This window comes from Rhizobacter sp. P3_C12 (assembly GCF_056402735.1).
On sequence record NZ_JBFUGW010000018.1, the window covers coordinates 1 to 18,343 of the forward strand.

16 protein-coding genes are annotated in these 18,343 nt (G+C 69.5%); 8 read left to right on the top strand and 8 right to left on the bottom strand.

The window, feature by feature from the left end; translation table 11 throughout:
• Both AC1DXV_RS05230 and AC1DXV_RS05235 read left to right on the top strand, forming a co-directional pair.
• The coding region (locus AC1DXV_RS05230; protein ID WP_477932738.1) for a C1 family peptidase at nucleotides 1-1,906 on the top strand (1,906 nt) is incomplete at its 5' end.
• Nucleotides 1,907-1,979: 73 nt separating this feature from the next.
• Nucleotides 1,980-3,086 carry a catalase family protein gene (locus tag AC1DXV_RS05235; RefSeq protein WP_477932772.1) on the top strand — a complete coding sequence of 369 codons (1,107 nt, stop codon included), beginning with the start codon at nucleotides 1,980-1,982 and terminating at the stop codon, nucleotides 3,084-3,086.
• Between the two features lie 4 nt (nucleotides 3,087-3,090).
• Here AC1DXV_RS05235 and AC1DXV_RS05240 read toward each other — a convergent pair whose 3' ends face one another.
• The 7 genes from AC1DXV_RS05240 to AC1DXV_RS05270 form a co-directional block, all read right to left on the bottom strand.
• A complete protein-coding gene (locus tag AC1DXV_RS05240; RefSeq protein ID WP_477865291.1) occupies nucleotides 3,091-3,486 on the bottom strand; it encodes a RidA family protein in 396 nt (131 codons plus the stop codon).
• An 88-nt stretch (nucleotides 3,487-3,574) separates the two neighbouring features.
• A complete protein-coding gene (locus AC1DXV_RS05245) occupies nucleotides 3,575-5,179 on the bottom strand; it encodes an AMP-binding protein (protein ID WP_477932740.1) in 1,605 nt (534 codons plus the stop codon).
• A gap of 1 nt (nucleotide 5,180) precedes the next feature.
• Entirely contained in the window at nucleotides 5,181-6,323 is a 1,143-nt protein-coding gene (locus AC1DXV_RS05250) for an acyl-CoA dehydrogenase family protein (protein ID WP_477932742.1), read from the bottom strand.
• Nucleotides 6,323-7,174 carry an enoyl-CoA hydratase family protein gene (locus AC1DXV_RS05255; protein ID WP_477865294.1) on the bottom strand — a complete coding sequence of 284 codons (852 nt, stop codon included), beginning with the start codon at nucleotides 7,172-7,174 and terminating at the stop codon, nucleotides 6,323-6,325. The genes AC1DXV_RS05250 and AC1DXV_RS05255 overlap by 1 nt, the downstream gene beginning before the upstream one ends.
• Nucleotides 7,171-7,698 (bottom strand): MarR family winged helix-turn-helix transcriptional regulator, encoded by a 528-nt coding sequence (locus tag AC1DXV_RS05260; protein ID WP_477865304.1) that lies wholly within the window; start codon nucleotides 7,696-7,698, stop codon nucleotides 7,171-7,173. The genes AC1DXV_RS05255 and AC1DXV_RS05260 overlap by 4 nt, the downstream gene beginning before the upstream one ends.
• Nucleotides 7,699-7,702: 4 nt before the next feature.
• Nucleotides 7,703-8,563, bottom strand: a complete 861-nt coding sequence (locus AC1DXV_RS05265) for an SDR family NAD(P)-dependent oxidoreductase (RefSeq protein ID WP_477865295.1) — start codon at nucleotides 8,561-8,563, stop codon at nucleotides 7,703-7,705.
• Nucleotides 8,563-10,917 (bottom strand): bifunctional salicylyl-CoA 5-hydroxylase/oxidoreductase, encoded by a 2,355-nt coding sequence (locus AC1DXV_RS05270; protein WP_477932744.1) that lies wholly within the window; start codon nucleotides 10,915-10,917, stop codon nucleotides 8,563-8,565. Before AC1DXV_RS05270 ends, AC1DXV_RS05265 begins: the two co-directional genes overlap by 1 nt.
• A gap of 159 nt (nucleotides 10,918-11,076) precedes the next feature.
• On the opposite strand from AC1DXV_RS05270, the gene kynB reads away from it, so the two are divergent.
• Genes kynB through AC1DXV_RS05295 form a run of 5 tightly spaced genes read left to right on the top strand, consistent with a single transcriptional unit; the run spans nucleotide 11,077 to nucleotide 15,260 of the window.
• Nucleotides 11,077-11,700 (top strand): arylformamidase, encoded by a 624-nt coding sequence (gene kynB, locus AC1DXV_RS05275; RefSeq protein ID WP_477865297.1) that lies wholly within the window; start codon nucleotides 11,077-11,079, stop codon nucleotides 11,698-11,700.
• A gap of 10 nt (nucleotides 11,701-11,710) precedes the next feature.
• Nucleotides 11,711-13,012, top strand: a complete 1,302-nt coding sequence (kynU, locus tag AC1DXV_RS05280; RefSeq protein ID WP_477865298.1) for a kynureninase — start codon at nucleotides 11,711-11,713, stop codon at nucleotides 13,010-13,012.
• Nucleotides 13,009-13,878 (top strand): tryptophan 2,3-dioxygenase, encoded by an 870-nt coding sequence (gene kynA / locus AC1DXV_RS05285; RefSeq protein ID WP_477932746.1) that lies wholly within the window; start codon nucleotides 13,009-13,011, stop codon nucleotides 13,876-13,878. Before kynU ends, kynA begins: the two co-directional genes overlap by 4 nt.
• Before the next feature lie 40 nt (nucleotides 13,879-13,918).
• On the top strand, nucleotides 13,919-14,791 hold the full coding sequence (locus AC1DXV_RS05290) for a DUF6597 domain-containing transcriptional factor (protein WP_477865300.1): 873 nt from the start codon (nucleotides 13,919-13,921) through the stop codon (nucleotides 14,789-14,791).
• Nucleotides 14,792-14,807: 16 nt separating this feature from the next.
• Nucleotides 14,808-15,260: a VOC family protein gene (locus tag AC1DXV_RS05295; RefSeq protein WP_477865301.1), complete on the top strand. Its 453-nt coding sequence runs from the start codon at nucleotides 14,808-14,810 to the stop codon at nucleotides 15,258-15,260.
• A 10-nt stretch (nucleotides 15,261-15,270) separates the two neighbouring features.
• On the opposite strand, the gene AC1DXV_RS05300 is transcribed toward AC1DXV_RS05295, so the two are convergent.
• A complete protein-coding gene (locus AC1DXV_RS05300) occupies nucleotides 15,271-15,717 on the bottom strand; it encodes a carboxypeptidase regulatory-like domain-containing protein (protein ID WP_477865302.1) in 447 nt (148 codons plus the stop codon).
• Nucleotides 15,718-16,042: 325 nt separating this feature from the next.
• Between AC1DXV_RS05300 and AC1DXV_RS05305 the strand changes: the two genes are divergently transcribed.
• On the top strand, nucleotides 16,043-18,274 hold the full coding sequence (locus AC1DXV_RS05305; protein WP_477932748.1) for an RHS repeat domain-containing protein: 2,232 nt from the start codon (nucleotides 16,043-16,045) through the stop codon (nucleotides 18,272-18,274).
• The last annotated feature ends 69 nt before the right edge of the window (nucleotides 18,275-18,343 follow it).

The window sequence follows — 18,343 nt, forward strand, 5'->3', positions numbered from 1 at the left end:
CTTCCTGCCCGGCTATGCCAAGGCCGGGCTGATCCTGAACCAGGGCAGCGAAGGCGCCTGCACCGGCTTCGGGCTCGGCTGCGTCATCAACTACCTGCGCTGGCTGAAGGCGAAGACGCCGGCCCGCTTCGAATCGGTCAGCCCGCGCATGCTCTACACGCTGGCGCGCCGCCACGACGAATACGAAGGCGAGAACTACGAGGGCTCCAGCTGCCGCGGCGCACTGAAGGGCTGGTTCAACAACGGCGTGTGCCTGGAGAAGGACTGGCCCTACCAGGCCGACAAATCCGACACCGCGCGCTACGGCTTCGCGACGCGGGCCACGCAGAACACGCTGGGCGTCTACTACCGCGTCGACACGCAGTCGATCACCGACATGCAGGCCGCCATCGCGCAGCATGGTGCGGTGTTCGTCTCGGCCTTCACGCACGACGGCTGGGATGCGGTGCCCGACGTCGCCGGCGAACCCAAGGGCCATGCCGACCTGCCGCTGATCGCGTTCGACGGCAAGCCGTCGAAGGACGGCGGCCATGCGTTCGCGCTGGTCGGCTTCAACGACCGCGGTTTCGTGCTGCAGAACTCCTGGGGCCGCGACTTTGGTGCCGGCGGCTTCGCGACGCTGTCGTACCTCGACTGGCTGGCCAACGCAATGGACGCCTGGGTCGTCGCGCTCGGCGTGCCGGGCGTGGTGGCCGGGCGGCTCGCGGTGGCGCAGCCGGGCGCCCAGGGCACCGGCGCGAAGCGCAGCGACGCGAACCGCAACGGCTGGTGGGACAGCGCGCTCGCGTACCGGCACAGCGTCGTGCTCGGCAACGACGGCCGCGTGAGCCGCTACCTGACCGAGGACGAGCAGCCGCGCAAGCTGCAGCAGCAGGCGTATGCGCTGCCCGACCAGTGGTTCCGCAGCCAGCCCGACGGGCCGAAGCGACTGCTGCTGTACGTGCACGGGGGCCTGAACAGCGAGCCCGATGCGATCAAGCGCGCGAGCGCGATGGGCCGCTACCTGCTCGGCAACGGCTGCTACCCGCTGTTCCTGGTCTGGAAGACCGGCATGCTCGAATCGATCGGCGACATCCTGTCGGACGCCTTCCACCGCGAACCGGCGCGCGCCGGCGCCGGCGAATGGCTGACCGACAAGACCGACCTGCTGATCGAGAAGACCATCGGCCGCCCGCTCGCCAGGCCGATCTGGAGCGAGATGAAGGAGAACGCGCAACTCGCCTTCTCGCCGCGCCACGGCGGCGAATTGCTGCTGGACGCGATCCAGTCGCTGGCGGCCACCTGGGGCACGCAGTTCGAACTGCACCTGGTCGGCCACTCGGCCGGCTCGATCGCGCTCGGCCACTTCCTCGGGGCGCTCGCGGCGCGCCAGCACGCCGGCCGCGACGACGGCCTCGCGCAGCGCCTCGCGTCGGTCAACCTGTATGCGCCGGCCTGCACCGTCGCGTTCGCGAACCAGCACTATGCGAGCGACGCGCGGGTGATGGAGCGGCTGCACCTGGACGTGCTGTCCGACAAGGTCGAGCGCGATGACAACGTCGCGTCGATCTACCGCAAGTCGCTGCTGTACCTGGTGTCGAACGCGCTGGAGACCGACCTGCGCACGCCGATCCTCGGGCTCGATGCCGTCAACGACACCGCGTTCGCCGGCTGGGACGGCTCGTCGGATACCGGCGAGGCGCTGGCCACCTGGCGCGCCGCGGCGGCCGATGCGCAGCTCGCGAAGCGCACGCAGCTCGTCACCAGCGACCGCATCGAGACCGCGATCGGCAGCGACGGCCAGCCGGTGCGGGTGCGGGCCTCGCACGGCGGCTTCGACAACGACATCGAGGTCGTCACGCGCACGCTGCAACGCATCCGCGGCGGCGAGCTCGCGCTGAAGATCGACGACCTGCGGGGGTACTGACGCCCACCCGGGGCGGCCCGCTCCTACAGGCATCCGGTTCCACGTCCGACGCGCCGCGCCGGGCGTGGCCCCGATGATCGGCGGCATGGACATCACGCCGATCCCGTACGACCCGTCCTTCGAACATGCCGAGGAGGACGAAGCCGCGGTCTGCGACCAGATGATCGAGACGATGCGCGGCATCGCGCAGACCACGTTCTCGCATTCGGGCCACGGCTTGCGCGGCGTGCATGCGAAGAGCCACGGCCTGCTGCGCGGCGAGTTGCGCGTGCCGGCCGGGCTACCGCCGGCATATGCGCAGGGCGCGTTCGCGCAACCGGGCGAATGGCCGCTGGTGATGCGGCTGTCGACGATCCCCGGCGACATCCTCGACGACGCCGTCTCCACGCCGCGCGGCATGGCGATCAAGCTGATCGGCGTCGACGGCGTCCGGCTGCCGGGCAGCGAGGGCGCGTTCACGCAGGATTTCGTGCTGGTCAACGGGCCGGTCTTCGGCTCGGCGGGGCCGAAGCAGTTCCTGGCCGGCCTGAAGCTGCTGGCCGCCACCACCGACCGCGTGCCGACGCTGAAGAAGGCGGTGTCGGCGGTGCTGCGCGGCGCCGAGAGGGCGATCGAGCAGGTCGGGCTGCAAAGCGGCACGCTGAAGGCGCTCGGCGGTCATCCGCAGAGCCACCCGCTGGGCGACAGCTACTTCAGCCAGGTGCCGATGCTGTGGGGGCCGTACATGGCGAAGGTGCAGGTGGTGCCGGTGTCCGCGGAACTGCAGGCATTGACCGGCGCGCACGTCGAGATGGCAGACCGCCCGCAGGCCTTGCGCGATGCGGTGATGTCGCACTTCTCGCAGGCCGGCGGCGAGTGGGAACTGCGCGTGCAGCTGTGCACCGACCTCGCCTCGATGCCGATCGAGGATGCGTCGGTGCGCTGGCCCGAGGACGAGAGCCCGTTCGCCAGCGTCGCGCGCATCGTGATGCGGCCCCAGCTCGCGTGGACCGAGGCACGCTCGGCAGCGATCGACGACGGCATGTCGTTCAGCCCGTGGCACGGGCTCGCGGCACACCGGCCGCTGGGTGCGGTGATGCGGGTGCGCAAGCGGGTCTACGAGACGTCGGCGCGCTTCCGGGCCGAACGCAACGGCGTGCGGATGGTCGAGCCGCGCACGGCCGACGAGCTGCCGCCCTGAGCGCTCAGGGGCGCGGCACGACCGCCGTGACCTCGATCTCGACCCGCGCGCGCGGCTCCATCAGCGCGCTGACCTGCACCGCGCTCATCGCGATCGTGTAGCTGCCGACCAGCTCGCGGAACACCGCGCCGACCTCGCGGCCGCGCGCCAGGTACTCGGCACGGTCGAGCACGTACCAGGTCATGCGCACGATGTGCTGCGGCGCCGCGCCGCCTTCGGCCAGCACCGCGCAGACGTTGTGCAGCGCCTGCCGCACCTGGTCGACGAAATCGTCGCTCTCGAACTCGCAGCGCTCGTTCCAGCCGATCTGGCCGGCGACGAACACCAGCACGCCCTCGGCGGCCACGCCGTTCGCATAGCCGCGCGGCGGCAGCCAGCCGGGGGGTTGCAGTACTTTCATCTCGATGTCTCCTCTGTGTGTGTACGCCGGCTTCGACAGGCTCAGCCCGAACGGGGGGTGGGGCTCAGCCCGAACGGGGGGGTGGGGCTCAGCCCGAACGGAGCTTGAAGCGCTGCAGCTTGCCGGTCTCGGTGCGCGGCAGCGCGTCGCAGAACTCGACGGCACGCGGGTACTTGTAGGGCGCGATCGCCTGCTTGGCGAAATCCTGCAGCGTCTTCACCATCGCCGCGTCGCCGACATGCCCCGGCCGCAGCACCACGAAGGCCTTGACGACCTGCCCGCGCTCGTCGTCGGCCACGCCGACCACGCCGCACTCGGCCACCGCGGGGTGCAGCAGCAGGGCCGCCTCCACCTCCGGTCCGGCGATGTTGTAGCCGCCCGAGATGATCATGTCGTCGGTGCGCGCCTGGTAGATGAAGTAGCCATCGTCGGTCTGCAGGTAGGCGTCGCCGGTCAGGTTCCAGCCCCCGCTCACGTACTGGCGCTGGCGCTCGTCGGCCAGGTAGCGGCAACCGGTCGGCCCCTTGACCGCGAGCCGCCCCACCTGCCCCGGCGGCAGCGGCCGGCCGTCGTCGTCGAGCACGCAGGCGCGGTAGCCCGGCACCACCGTGCCGGTCGCGCCCGGCCGCACATGCGCCTCGTCGTGCGAGATGAAGATGTGCAGCAGCTCGGTCGAGCCGATGCCGTCGATGATCTCGATGCCGCTCGCCTGCTTCCACAGCTGGCGGGTCGCCGCCGGCAGCGCCTCGCCGGCCGACACGCATTGGCGCAGCGACGACAGGTCGTGCGCGGCGAGCTGGCCGGCCATCGCGCGGTACGCGGTCGGCGAGGTGACCAGCGTCGTCGCGCGGTACTGCGCGATCGCGGCCGGCAGCGCATCCGGCCCCGGGCGCTCGACCAGCACCGTCGATGCGCCCACCGACAGCGGGAACAGCAACAGCCCGCCGAGCCCGAACGTGAACGCGATCGGCGGGCTGCCGATGAACACGTCGTCGGGCGTCGGCCGCAGCACGTGGCGCGGCCAGCAGGCGCAGGCGGCCATCACGTCGCGGTGGAAATGCAGCGTCGCCTTCGGCGCACCGGTCGTGCCGGAGGTGAAGGCCATCAGGCAGGTGTCGTCGGCGGCGGTGCGCACGGTGTCGAAGCGGGYCGCCTTGGTGGCCGCGCGCGCCTCGAGGCCGCCCTCGCGATCGGTCATGAAGTGCAGCACGTGCGCGAGCGTCGGGCACTGCGGCCCGGCCTGCGCCAGTTCGTCGGCCAGCCGGATGTCGCACAGCGCATGGCTGATCTCGGCCTTGTGGACGATCTGCACCAGCTCCTTCGCGCGCAGCAGCGGCATGCTGCCGACCGCGATGCCGCCGGCCTTGACGACGCCGAACCAGCAGGCCGCCAGCATCGGCGAGTTCGGCCCGCGCAGCAGCACGCGGTTGCCGGGCACGAGGCCCAGGTCGTCGACCAGCACGTGCGCGATGCGGTTGGCCTGGGCCTGCAGTTGCGCGTAGGTCCAGCGCACGCCCTGCCCTTGCACACAGAGGCGATCGCCGTGGCCCTCGTCGACCCAGCGGTCCAGCAGCTCGGCCGCGCAGTTCAGCTCGGCGGGGAACTGCAGCTCCGGCAGGTCGAACACCAGCTCGGGCCACTGATCGCGCGGCGGCAGGTGATCGCGGGCAAAGGTGTCGACGTGCGCTGACATCTCACGTTCCTTTCAACAACTCGCGGGCAATGATCAACTGCTGGACTTCCGTCGCACCCTCGTAGATGCGCAGCGCGCGGATCTCGCGGTACAGCGTCTCCACCGTGTTGCCGCTGACAACGCCGGCGCCGCCCCACAACTGCACCGCGGCATCGATGACCTGCTGGGCGCCTTCGGTCGCGGCCAGCTTGGCCATCGCGGCCTCGCGCGTCACGTTGCGGCCCTGGTCGCGCTGCCAGGCGGCGCGGTAGGTCAGCAGCGCGGCGCTGTCGACGGTGGTCGCCATCTGTGCGAGCTTCGCCTGCGTCAGCTGGAAATCGGCCAGCGTCTGGCCGAACATCTTGCGCGTCGTCGCGCGCTGCAAGGCTTCATCGAGCGCGCGCCGCGCAAAGCCGAGCGCGGCCGCCGCGACCGAGGTGCGGAAGATGTCGAGCGTGCGCATCGCGAGCTTGAAGCCCTGGCCCGCCTCGCCGAGCCGCTGGGTCTTCGGCACGCGACAGCCGTCGAAGCGCAGCCGTGCCAGCGGGTGTGGCGCGATCAGCTCGATGCGCTCGGCGATCTGCAGGCCCGGCGTGTCGGCATCGACGATCAACGCGGTGATGCCGCGCGAGCCCGGTGCCTCGCCGGTGCGCACGAACAGCACGTAGAAATCGGCGATGCCGCCGTTCGAGATCCAGGTCTTCTCGCCATCGATCACATACGCATCGCCGTCGTCGCGCGCCGCGCAGGCGAGCGCGGCCACGTCGGAGCCGGCCTCGGGCTCGGACAGCGCGAACGCCGCGATCGCCTCGCCGCGCGCGACCCTCGGCAGGTAGCGCTCGCGTTGCGCCGGCGTGCCGTCCAGTGAGATCGCACCCGAGCCGAGGCCCTGCATCGCGAACGCGAAATCGGCCAGGCCGTGGTGGCGCGCCAGCGTCTCGCGCAGCAGGCAGATCGCGCGGGTGTCGATCGCGTCACCCGGCTTCTCGGCGATCGCGTGGCGCAGCCAGCCGGCGTCGCCGAGCTGCTTCACGAGGCGGCGGCAGGTGGTGTCGACATCGTCGTGCGGCACGTCGGCCAGGTGCTCGCCGCACCAGCGCGAGAGCTCCTGTTCCAACGCCGCGTGGCGCGCCTCGAAGAACGGCCAGTCGAGGTGCGCGCTCATCAATCGCCCTCGAACACCGGCCGGGACTTCGCCGCGAATGCCTCGTACGCCCGATGGAAATCCTGCGTCATCATGCAGATCGCCTGTGCCTGCGCCTCGGACTCGATCGCCTCGTCGACGCCCATCGCCCACTCCTGGTGCAGCATGCGCTTCGTCATCGCATGCGCGAAGCCGGGGCCGGCCGCGATCTCGCCGGCCCAGGCCAGGGCATCGGCCTGCAGCGCGTCAGGCTCGCTCAGGCGATTGAAAAAGCCCCATTGCAACGCCTCGTCGCCGCCCAGCGAGCGCCCGGTGTACAGCAGCTCCGACGCGCGCCCCTGCCCGACGATGCGCGGCAGCAGCGCGCAGGCGCCCATGTCGCAGCCGGCCAGCCCGACGCGCGAGAACAGGAACGCGGTCTTGCTGCGCGCGGTGCCGACGCGCAGGTCGGAGGCCATCGCGATGATCGCGCCGGCACCGGCGCACACGCCGTCGATCGCCGAGACGACCGGCTGCGGGCAGGCGCGCATCGCCTTCACGAAATCGCCGGTCATGCGCGTGAAGGCGAGCAGGTCGGGCATCGCCATCTTCGTCAGCGGGCCGATGATCTCGTGCACGTCGCCGCCGGAGCAGAAGTTGCCGCCAGCGCCCTGCACGACGATCGCGCGCACCTCGTCGACCTGCGCCAGCATGCGGAACAGGTCGCGCAGTTCGGCGTACGACTCGAAGGTCAGCGGGTTCTTGCGCTCGGGCCGGTTCAGCGTGATCACGCCGACGCGGCCATGCAGCGCCCAGCCGACGTGCTGCGGCGCGATCGCGGCCGCGCCCTGGCGGTTGCCGGCCGCGAGGTGGGAATCCATAGCACGCGTCATGTCTTCTCCTTCGTTCGGGTTCTCTTCGCCGGCTTTGCAGGCAGCGCACTGTCGATGCCGGCGAGATGCCGCTTCAGCACCGAGAGCAAGTCCTGCACCTGCGTCTTCTCGTCGGCCGACCAGCCGGCGAACAGCTCGACCACCCACTGCTCGTGCGTGGCCGCCATGCGCCGGAACTGGCGGCGGCCGGCCGGCGTCAGCTGCACCGCGAACGAACGCCGGTCGTCCGGGCGCGGCACGCGGCGCACCAGGCCTTCGGCTTCGAGCTGGTCGGTGATGCCGGTCACGTTGCCGCCGGTCACCATCAGCCGCTGCGACAGCTCGCCCATCGCCAGGCCGGCCGGTTCGCGCTCCAGCTGCGCCAGCAGGTCGAAGCGCGGCAGCGTGGTCGCGAACTCGCTGCGCAGCCGGTTGCGGATCACCGACTCGACGCGGTTGCTGCACGACAGCAGGCGCAGCCAGAGCTTGAGGGCTTGATGGTGATCGTCGATCACGCGGGATTCGAGGTCGCTGATGTCGGAAATCACATCACACCTCCCCACCGGCCACGGCGATCGCCTGGCCGGTGATGCTGGATGATTCGCGCCGGCACAGCCACAGCACGGCCTGCGCCACCTCGTCGGGCTGCACCAGGCGGCCCTGCGGGTTCGTGGCGGCGAGGGCATCGCGCGCTGCTTCGGCGCTGCGCTGCGTCTTGCTCGCGATCTGCTCGACCGCGCGGGCGACGATGTCGGTGTCGGTGTAGCCCGGGCAGACGGCGTTGACGGTGACGCCCTTGCGCGCCACCTCGAGCGCGAGCGCGCGCGTCAGGCCGAGCACGCCGTGCTTGGCGGCGCAGTACGCGGCGACATAGGCATAGCCCTTCAGTGCCGCGGTGCTCGCGATGTTGACGATGCGGCCGAAGCCGCGCTCGGTCATGCCGGGCAGCACCTGCTGGGTGCACAGGAAGGTGCCGGTCAGGTTGACCTGCAGCAGGCGGTTCCACTGGTCGAGCGTGGTGCGAGCGAAGGGCTGGCTTTCGACCTGGCCGGCGTTGTTGATCAGGAGGTCGACGGGGCCAGCGGAGTGAAACGCCCGTTCGACGCCGGCCGCGTCGGTGATGTCGACGGGACGAACGTGGATCGCGGGCAGGGCTTCGACAGGCTCAGCCCGAACGGATTCCCCCCCGTTTGCTCCGGCTCCTCCCCCGTTCGCCCTGAGCTTGTCGAAGGGTCGGGCTGAGCTTGTCGAAGCTCCGTCCGCCAAGCGCTCCCGCGCCGCCAGCAACCGGGCTTCGTCTCGCCCCATCAACGTCACTTGCGCCCCATGCCTCAGCAGCGCCGCCGCGATCGCCTCGCCGATCCCGCTGCCGCCCCCGGTCACCACCGCATGCAAGCCGGCCAGTTCCATCACACCCCCTGCGCCAGGTTCGCCTGCTCCTGCGCCGACAGCCCCGCCGTCTGCGCCGCCATCGCCCGCTCGCGCTCGAGGTTGCGCTCCAGCTGCGATTTGCCCGCGAGGTACTGCCGCGGCCACTCGGCGCCGACGCCGTTGACGTGGCCGATCTTCGCGGCCTCCAGCAGCGTCCAGGCCGGGTTCGCCAGGTGCGGCCGCGCGATCGCGCACAGGTCGGCGCGGCCGGCCGCGATGATGCCGTTCACATGGTCGGCCTCGAAGATCGCGCCGACCGCCATCGTCGCGATGCCGGCCTCGTTGCGGATCGCCTCGGCGAACGGCGTCTGGTACATGCGCCCGTACACCGGCCGCTGCTGCGGGCTGACCTGCCCGGACGAGACGTCGACCAGGTCGGCACCCACCGCCTTGAATGCGCGCGCGATCGCGATCGCATCATCAGGTGTGTTGCCACCCGGCACCCAGTCGTGCGCCGAGATGCGCACCGACAGCGGCCTGTCGGCCGGCCACGCCTCGCGCATCGCCGCCAGCACCTCCAGCGGGTAGCGCAGCCGGTTCGCCAGCTCGCCGCCATACACGTCGGTGCGCTGGTTGGTCAGCGGCGACAGGAACGACGACAGCAGGTAGCCGTGCGCGCAGTGCAGCTCCAGCCAGTCGAAGCCGGCCTGCGCGGCACGCTTGGTGGCCGCGACGAAATCGGCGGTGACGCGGTCCATGTCGTCGCGCGTCATCGCCCGCGACCAGTCGCTGACGCCATCGAGGTACTGCTGCGGCGAGGCCGAGATCAGCGGCCAGTTGGCCGCAGCCAGCGGCAGGTCTTCGCCATCCCACGGCGCGCGGGTCGAACCCTTCGCGCCGGCATGGCCCAGCTGCATCGCGATCTTCGCGCTGCTGCCCTGGTGCACGAAATCGACGATGCGCCGCCACGCCAGCATCTGCGCATCGGTGTACAGCCCGGGGCAGCCCGGCGTGATGCGCGCATCGGGCGAGGTGCAGGTCATCTCGGCGAACACCAGGCCCGCGCCGCCCATCGCCCTGGCTCCCAGGTGCACCAGGTGGTGGTCGCCCGGCACGCCGTCGACCGCGCTGTACTGCGCCATCGGCGAGACGACGACGCGGTTCGCAAGCGTCACGCCGCGCAGCGTGAACGGCGTGAACATCGGCGGCACCGCATGCGTGCCGTCGAGCCCGGCACGCTGCGCCAGCCATTGCTCGTAGCCGCCGACATACGCCGCATCGCGCAGCCGCAGGTTCTCGTGCGAGATGCGCTGCGAACGCGTCAGCAGCGAATACGCGAACTGCGGCGCATCGAGCCGCGCATGGCGCTCGACGTTCTCGAACCATTCGGTCGAGTTGCGCGCCGCGTTCTGGATCTTCAGCACCTCGATGCTGCGTTGCGCTTCGTAGGCGGCCAGTGCCTGGTCGAGCGCGCCCGGGTGCGCTCCGATCGCGGCGGCCAGGTCGATCGCATCCTCGAGCGCGAGCTTGGTGCCCGAGCCGATCGAGAAATGCGCGGTGTGCGCCGCGTCGCCCATCAGCACCACCGGCGCACGGCCGTTGTGATGGATCCAGCGCTTGCACACCACCCGCGGGAAGCGGATCCACTGCGCCGAGCCGCGCAGGTGCGCCGCGTTCGACATCAGCGCATGGCCGTCCAGGATCTTCGCGAACAGTTTCTCGCAGAACGCGATGCTCTCTTCCTTGCCCAGGTCGGCCAGGCCCGCGGCGCGCCACACCGGCTCGGGCGCCTCGACGATGAAGGTGGAGGTGTCGGCATCGAAGCGGTAGGCGTGCACCTGGAACCAGCCCCACTCGGTGCGCTCGAACGCGAACGTGAACGCATCGAAGCGCTTGTGCGTGCCGAGCCAGACGAAGCGGCACAGCCGGGTGTCGACATCGGGCTCGTAGGTGGCGGCATAGCGGCTGCGGATGCGGCTGTTCAGGCCGTCGCAGGCGATCACGAGGTCGGCATCGAGGGTGGTGTCGTCGGCGCACTCGGTCTCAAAGCGCAGCCGCACGCCCTCTTCGGCGCAGCGGTCCTGCAGGATGTTCAGCAGCTTGCGCCGGCCGATGCCGCAGAAGCCGTGGCCGGACGAGCGGACCACCTCGCCCTTGAAGTGCACCTCGATGTCGTCCCAGTGGTTGAACGCATCGAGGATCTGCGCCGCGCTCTTCGGGTCGCTGCGCTGCACGGCCCCCAGCGTCTGGTCGGAGAACACGACACCCCAGCCGAAGGTGTCGTCGGCGCGGTTGCGCTCGATCACCGTGACCTCGTGCGACGGGTCCTGCTTCTTCATCAACAGCGCGAAGTACAGGCCCGCGGGGCCGCCGCCGATGCAGGCGATGCGCATGTGGGTGATCTCCGGAAGGCCGCGGCGGATGGATTGGGGAAACTGCCGGGCCAATGAAATTTAGAGCTTGATATTTCAGGTGTCAAGCATTTATTGGCCATCACGGCCTGTCTGAAATAACCGACACCACGGTGCCATCGGCGGTGCTATGTTCCGGCCGTGAAAAAGCTCTGGGACATCTCCCCCCCCATCGCCCCCGACTCGCCGCTGTTTCCCGGCGACGAGGCGTATTCGCAGGCCTGGACCGCGCGCATCGGCCCGGACTGCCCGGTCAACCTGAGCGCGATCACGATGTCGCCGCACATCGGCGCGCACGCCGATGCGCCGCTGCACTACGGCGACGGCGCGCCGGCCATCGGCGCGGTCGACCTGGCGCCGTACCTGGGCCGCTGCCGGGTGATCCACGCGATCGGCATCGGCGCGCTGGTGCGGCCGGAGCACCTGGCGCCGTTCGCCGATGACCTGCCGCCACGCGTGCTGGTGCGCAGCGTGCTGAAGGCGCCGACCGCCTGGTCGCCCGAGTTCACGTCGTTCGCGCCCGAGAGCATCGGCTGGCTGGCCGACCGCGGCGTGCGGCTGGTGGGCATCGACAGCCAGTCGGTCGACCCGGCCGACAGCAAGACGCTGGACAGCCACCACCAGCTGCTGGCGCGCGACCTGCGCGTGCTGGAGAACCTGGTGCTCGACGACGTGCCGGCCGGCGACTACGAACTGATCGCGCTGCCGCTGAAGCTGATGCTGGCCTGCGCCTCGCCGGTGCGCGCAGTGCTGAGAGAACTCTGAAAGACCCTGCATGACGATGACACGACAAGACTGCCTGGCGCTCGACGCCCGCGATGAACTGGCGCCGCTGCGCGACTTGTTCGACCTTCCGGATGACACACCCGAAGCCGTGATCTACCTCGACGGCAATTCGCTCGGCGCCCTGCCGCGCGCCACCGCGGCGCGCGTGCAGCAGGTGGCCGCCGCCGAATGGGGCCGCGACCTGATCAAGAGCTGGAACACCGCCGGCTGGATCGACCTGCCGCAACGCATCGGCGACAAGATCGCGTCGCTGCTGGGGGCCGGGCCCGGCGAGCTGATCGTCGCCGACTCGACCTCGGTGAACCTGTTCAAGGCCTTGTCGGCCGCGCTCGACCTGGCGCAGCGCGACACGCCGGGGCGTAAGCGCATCGTCTCGGAGCGCTTCAACTTCCCGACCGACCTGTACATCGCCGAGAGCCTGGCGCGGCAGCGCGGCTTCGAGCTGGTGCTGGCCGAGGCCGACGAGATCCCGGCGCTGATCGACGACCGCCTCGCGGTGCTGATGCTGACGCACGTGAACTACCGCAGCGGCCGCATGCACCGCATGGAAGCAACCAACCTCGCGGTGCATGCCGCGGGCGCGCTGGTGGTGTGGGATCTCGCGCACTCGGCCGGCGCGGTGCCGGTGAACCTGAAGGGCAGCGGCCCGCGCGCTGGCGCGGCCGACTTCGCGGTGGGCTGCGGCTACAAGTATTTGAATGGCGGACCCGGCGCGCCGGCCTTCGTCTGGGTGCACCCGACGATCACCGCGCGCATGGACGCCGAGCAGCTGTGGCAGCCGCTGTCGGGCTGGCTCGGGCATGCGGCGCCGTTCCAGTTCACGCCCGACTACCACCCCGCCGCCGGCATCGGCCGCTTCATCTGCGGCACGCCGCCGGTGCTGTCGCTGGCCGCGCTGGAGTGCGGTGTCGACACGATGCTCGCCGCCGAGGCGCACGGCGGGCAGCCGGCGCTGCGCCGCAAGTCGATCGCGCTGAGCGAGCTGTTCATCGCGCTGGTCGAGGCGCGCTGCGCCGGCCACGGCCTCACGCTGCAGACGCCGCGCGATGCGGCGCAGCGCGGCAGCCAGGCGAGCTTCGCGCGCGCCGATGGCGGCTACCCGATCATGCAGGCGCTGATCGCGCGCGGCGTGATCGGCGACTTCCGGGCGCCCGACATCCTGCGCTTCGGCTTCACGCCGCTGTACACCCGCTTCATCGACGTGTGGGATGCGGTGGAGCACCTGGTGCAGGTGCTGCAGACCGGCGAGTGGCAGCAGGCCCGCTTCAACCAGCGCGCGGCGGTGACATGAGCTGCCCGCACAACCCAGGTCAGCCAGGCCACCCCGGCGAGAACATCGTCCGCGAGGAAGGTGCACAGCTCGATTTCTCGCGCGACATGAGCTATGGCGATTACCTGCACCTCGACGAGGTGCTGAACGCGCAGCACCCGCTCTCGCCCGAGCACAACGAGATGCTGTTCATCGTGCAGCACCAGACCAGCGAGCTGTGGATGAAGCTGATGCTGCACGAGCTGGGTGCGGCGGTACAGCGCATCGCGAGCGACGACCTGGGCACCGCCTTCAAGATGCTGGCCCGCGTGAGCCGCATCATGGAGCAGCTGGTGCATGCCTGGGACGTGCTCGCGACGATGACGCCGCCGGAGTATTCGGCGATCCGGCCGTACCTGAGCAACAGCAGCGGCTTCCAGAGCTGGCAGTACCGCTGCATCGAGTTCATGCTGGGCAACAAGAACGCGGCGATGCTGAAGCCGCATGCGCACACGCCGGAGATCCTGGCGCGTGTCGAGGCGGCGTACCACGCGCCGTCGCTGTACGACGAGGCGCTGCGGCTGCTGGCGCGGCGTGGCCTGCCGGTGCCGGCCTCGCATGTGGAGYGCGACTGGTCGCAGCCGTACGTGTGCGACGATGCCGTCGAGCAGGCGTGGCTGGTGGCCTACCGCGCGCCGCAGCAGCACTGGGACCTGTACCAGCTCGGCGAGGAGCTGACGGATCTGGAGGACGCATTCCGCCTCTGGCGCTTCCGCCATGTGACGACGGTGGAGCGGGTGATCGGCTTCAAGCGCGGCACCGGCGGCACCAGCGGCGTCGGCTACCTGCGCAAGATGCTGGACGTGGTGCTGTTCCCCGAGATCTGGAGACTCCGCACGAACCTGTAGCCCGGATGCCAATCCGGGATCGGCGGTGTATGGTGCGGCCATGCTTCTGCGTCGCACGCCCGCCCCGCCGCTCGACGCCTTCGTCGACTGCCTGTGGGCCGGCGAACGCGGCGCGATGCCGCATGCGCGCGAGCGCAACCTGCCGACCGGCCGGGCCGACCTGATCATCGCGCTGCGGCAGAGCCACCTGAACCGCTTCGCCTCGGCCGATGACCTGCAGGGCCGACGCTTTGCCGGTGGCATCGTGCAGGCGCCGCAGCAAGGGCCCTTCTTCCGTGAGACCGGTGAGCCCTCGTCGGTGCTCGGCGTGCATTTCCGGGCCGGCGGCGCCGCGGCGCTGTTCGGCGTGCCGCTGACGGAACTGGCGACGCCGGCCACGCCCGACGAGCTGTGGGGCCCCGAGGCGGGCGCGTTGCGCGACCGCCTCCAGGCCTTGCAGGGGGCGGCCGCCCGGCTGCATCACCTGGAAGCATGGTTGCTGTCGCGCCTGCACCGGGCGCCGCGGCACGCCGCCGATGCGCCGATCGCCTGGGCCCTGCAAGCATTCGAGGGCTCGGTGCCACGCAGCGTCGCCGAAGTGCGGTCCGCGCTCGGCTGGTCACCGAAGCGCTTCATCGCCGAGTTCTCGCAGCGCGTCGGGCTGGCGCCCAAGCGCTACCTGCGGATCGCCCGCTTCCAGCGCATCGTGCAGATCGCCGCAAGATGCCGGACCCTCGGCGAGCCCGTCGACTGGGCCGCGCTCGCGCTCGCCGAAGGCCATGCCGACCAGGCCCACCTGGTGCGGGAGTTCCGCAGCTTCTCGGGGCTCACGCCGACGGCGTACCACCCGCTCGCACCGGACCAGGCCAGCCACACCGCGGAAAAAATCTTCAAGACATCGGGCCGGGCGAACCCCTACGCTTCGGCCGGATGACTCCAAGGAGCTTGCGATGATCCATGAAGTGTTCACCTACCTGCGCGTGCGCGACACCGCCGCGGCGATCGCGTTCTACACGCAGGCCTTCGGTGCGAAGGAGCTGTTCCGCCTGACCGAGCCGTCGGGGCGCATCGGGCATGCCGAGCTGGAACTCGGTCCGTCGGTGCTGATGCTGTCGGACGCGTTCCCCGAGTACGGCATCGAGGCGCCTCCGGTGGGCGGCTCGACCAGCTACGCCAGCGTGCACCTGCACGTCGACAACGCCGACGCGGTGCTCGAGCAAGCGGTGTCGGCCGGCGCCACCGTGCTGATGGCGCCGACCGATCAGTTCTATGGTGAGCGCAGTGGCAAGCTGCGTGATCCGTTCGGCCACGAATGGCTGATCGGGCACAGCATCGAGCAACTCACCCCCGACGAGATGCAGCGCCGCTACACCGCGCTGATGACGGAGCCGTCAGCGCAGTGAGCGCTGTGGGTCAGTCGGTGCCCTGCGGGAACACCACCACCGGATTGGCCGTGCCGCGCGAGTTCACGGTGACCTGCTTCGTGACGGTCCGGCCGTTCAGCGTGGCTTCCATCTTGTACTGCCCGGCCGGTGCCTTCACCAGCATGTAGGGGCCGTCGGCCTGCGCGTCGAAGACGACGTCGCCCTCCCGGTCGATCAGCTTCACTTGCGTGTCGGCGGTGAACTGGTTCTTCGACCCGGCCTTCTCGTAGATCTCGATCGCGAGCGGGTAGTCGCGCTTGGCGTCCTTGAACGCCGGCACCTCTTCATAGGCCACGCCGCCCGTCACGTAGGTGATGTCGCCGGCCTGCTTGGTGGGCGGCAGCGGGGCGCGGTCGTCCTGGGCCCACACGGCGGTGCCGGACGCGATGGCGAGGGCGGCGGCGATCGGTGCGAGCAGGGACTTGTGGCTGTTCATGATGAAGTCCTTTCTTGTCATGAAGGTGAACTTCATTGGACTGCGCGAGGTGCGTCGCGTGCCTGGGACGAGGCCGACGCTGCGGGACGGGCAGTGGCGCAGCGGCGTGTCAGTCCAGAGGCCGTGAGGTGTAGGACCGCGCTGGGCATCCCATGGCCGCGTCGGCCATACAGATGTACTTGAAATCGTGATCGGCGGCCGACCCTCTTGGCACGTCAATCTGCTTCACGTGTAATCCGCCGGCCGCGTCGTCGAAGCAGTCGTCCTTGGTCGTAGAGAGGGTGGATGGCGCGGCCTGATCCACCACCCTCACGCGATCCACCCGATGAAGAAGACGACAACCCATGCAGGGGTCATTGCTGTTGCGACCTGCCTGCTCATCACCACGCTTTGCCACGCAGAGCTTCCGCCGCCGCCCGTCTCACCGACGCCGGTGACGACGTACGAATACGATGCCCAAGGCAACCGCACCAAGATCACCCGCGGCGCCGGCACACTGGACCTGGAGACCAGGTTCAGCTACGACCCGCTGTACCGCGTGAAGGACCACACCGATCCGAAGAGCGGCAAGACGAGCTTCGAGTACGACGGCGGCGACCGCACCACGAAGGTCACCGATCCGCGCAATCTCGTCACCCAGTACCCGCGCGACGGCTTCGGCAACGCGACGCAGCTGATCAGCCCCGACACCGGTCCCGCCGACCACACCTTCAACGAAATCGGCAACCTGCTCACCCGCACCGACAGCCGTGGCGTGCTGACGACCTATTCCTACGATTTGGCCGACCGGCCCACGGGTGCTGTGGCAACGCTCAGCGGCCAGCGGAGCGAATCGGTGACCTGGACCTACAGCCAGACCGGTCCCGGCTTCGCTTATGGCATCGGTCGCCTGACCAGTACCACCCACGAGGCGGGCTCGAACCAATACCGCCACGAGGGCCACGGGCGAGTCGTCAGCGACACGCAGCGCGTGCAACCGGTTGCCGGCGCGAACGCGGCGCAGCTCACCCATGTGGTGACCTACGGCTACACGCTCGGCAACCTGAGCAGCACCACCTACCCGTCCGGTCGGGTTGCTTCGCTGACGCTGCTGCGCGGGCGGGTTCAGGCCGTCAGCCTCGCCAAGGATGCAGGCAGCACCGCGCTGRCACTGATCACCGGCGTGCGCTGGGAGCCGTTCGAGTGGGCGGTGAGCAGCTGGCAATGGAACACCACCGGTGGCCCGTTGCCGCACGAGCGCTTCTACGACCTGAGCGGGCGCATCACGCGCTACCGGCTCGGCCCCGTGTTCCGCGACGTGCGGTACGACGAGGCGAGCCGCATCACGAGCTTCACGCACCTGCTGCCCGACGGCACGTCGCAGCCAGCGCTGGACCAGAGCTTCACGCACGACGAGAACGACCGGCTCACCGGCATCACGACGGCTACTTCCAGTTGGGCGATCTCTTACGACCCCAGCGGAAACCGTGCGAACGTGAGCCTGAACGGCAGTCTGAGCACCTGCAACACGGAGCCCACCAGCAACCGACTCACGAGCATCACGAACCCGGCGCGAAGCTTCGTGTTCGACAACGCGGGCAACACGACGCAGGACAGTGCCGGCTACACCGCGACCTACAACCTGCTCGGGCAACTCGCGACGCTTACCAAGGCCGGCGTGACGACGACCTACACCTACAACGCCTTCGGGCAGCGGGTGCGCAAGGTCAGCAGCACGGGGCCGGCGAGCACGGTGGTCTTCGTGTACGACCAAGGCGGGCACCTGCTCGGCGAGTACGACCCGAACGGTGCGGCGATCCGCGAATACGTGTGGCTGCGCGACACGCCGATCGCGGCGTTCATGCCAGATCCGGCGAACCCGAGCGGCGAGCCGCTCGTGTACTACATCCACGCCGATCACCTGAACGCCCCGCGCATCGTGATGGATCGCGACAACCGCGTGCGCTGGCGCTGGCTGGCCGAACCGTTCGGCACCACGGCGCCGGAGACCAATCCAGAGGGGCTTGCGGTCTTCACGCAGAACCTGCGCTTCCCAGGGCAGTACGCGGACGCCGAGAGCGGTCTGTACTACAACTATCACCGGTATTACGCCTCCGACGGAGGAGCCTATCGACAGAGCGACCCAATCGGTTTGTATGGCGGAAGCTCGTCAACATACACGTATGTAGACGGAAATCCGTTGAGCTTGATTGACCCCGAAGGATTGCAGACGCCCGCACTGTGCGCCAATCCTGCCAATGCCCCAGCTTGCATAGAGGCCGGCCTGCTGGTGAGGCCGGCCGTGACAACCGCGATCCCTATCGCAATTTATCTGAACTATCCAGCCAGGCCCGGCACGCGTGGCATGGTGCGATGCAACTGCAAGTGCTTTGCCAACACGGAATCGGGAGGGCCAAGCAATACTTCTGCAGAAGGTTCTGGAGAGGGGAGCTCCATGAGCGATGCTCAGCGGGAGGCCGAAAAGGAAGCGAAAAAAAACCTTGGCTGCCAAGCCGAACATTGCCAATGTGCATGCATCAACTCAAAGGGCGAAAAATTCAAGACGGGCGGGCGATGATCACAAGCCGGAAAGGAGCATCTCTCGATGAAGACACATGATGTCAATGGCAGGGAAGTCGAAGTCGGT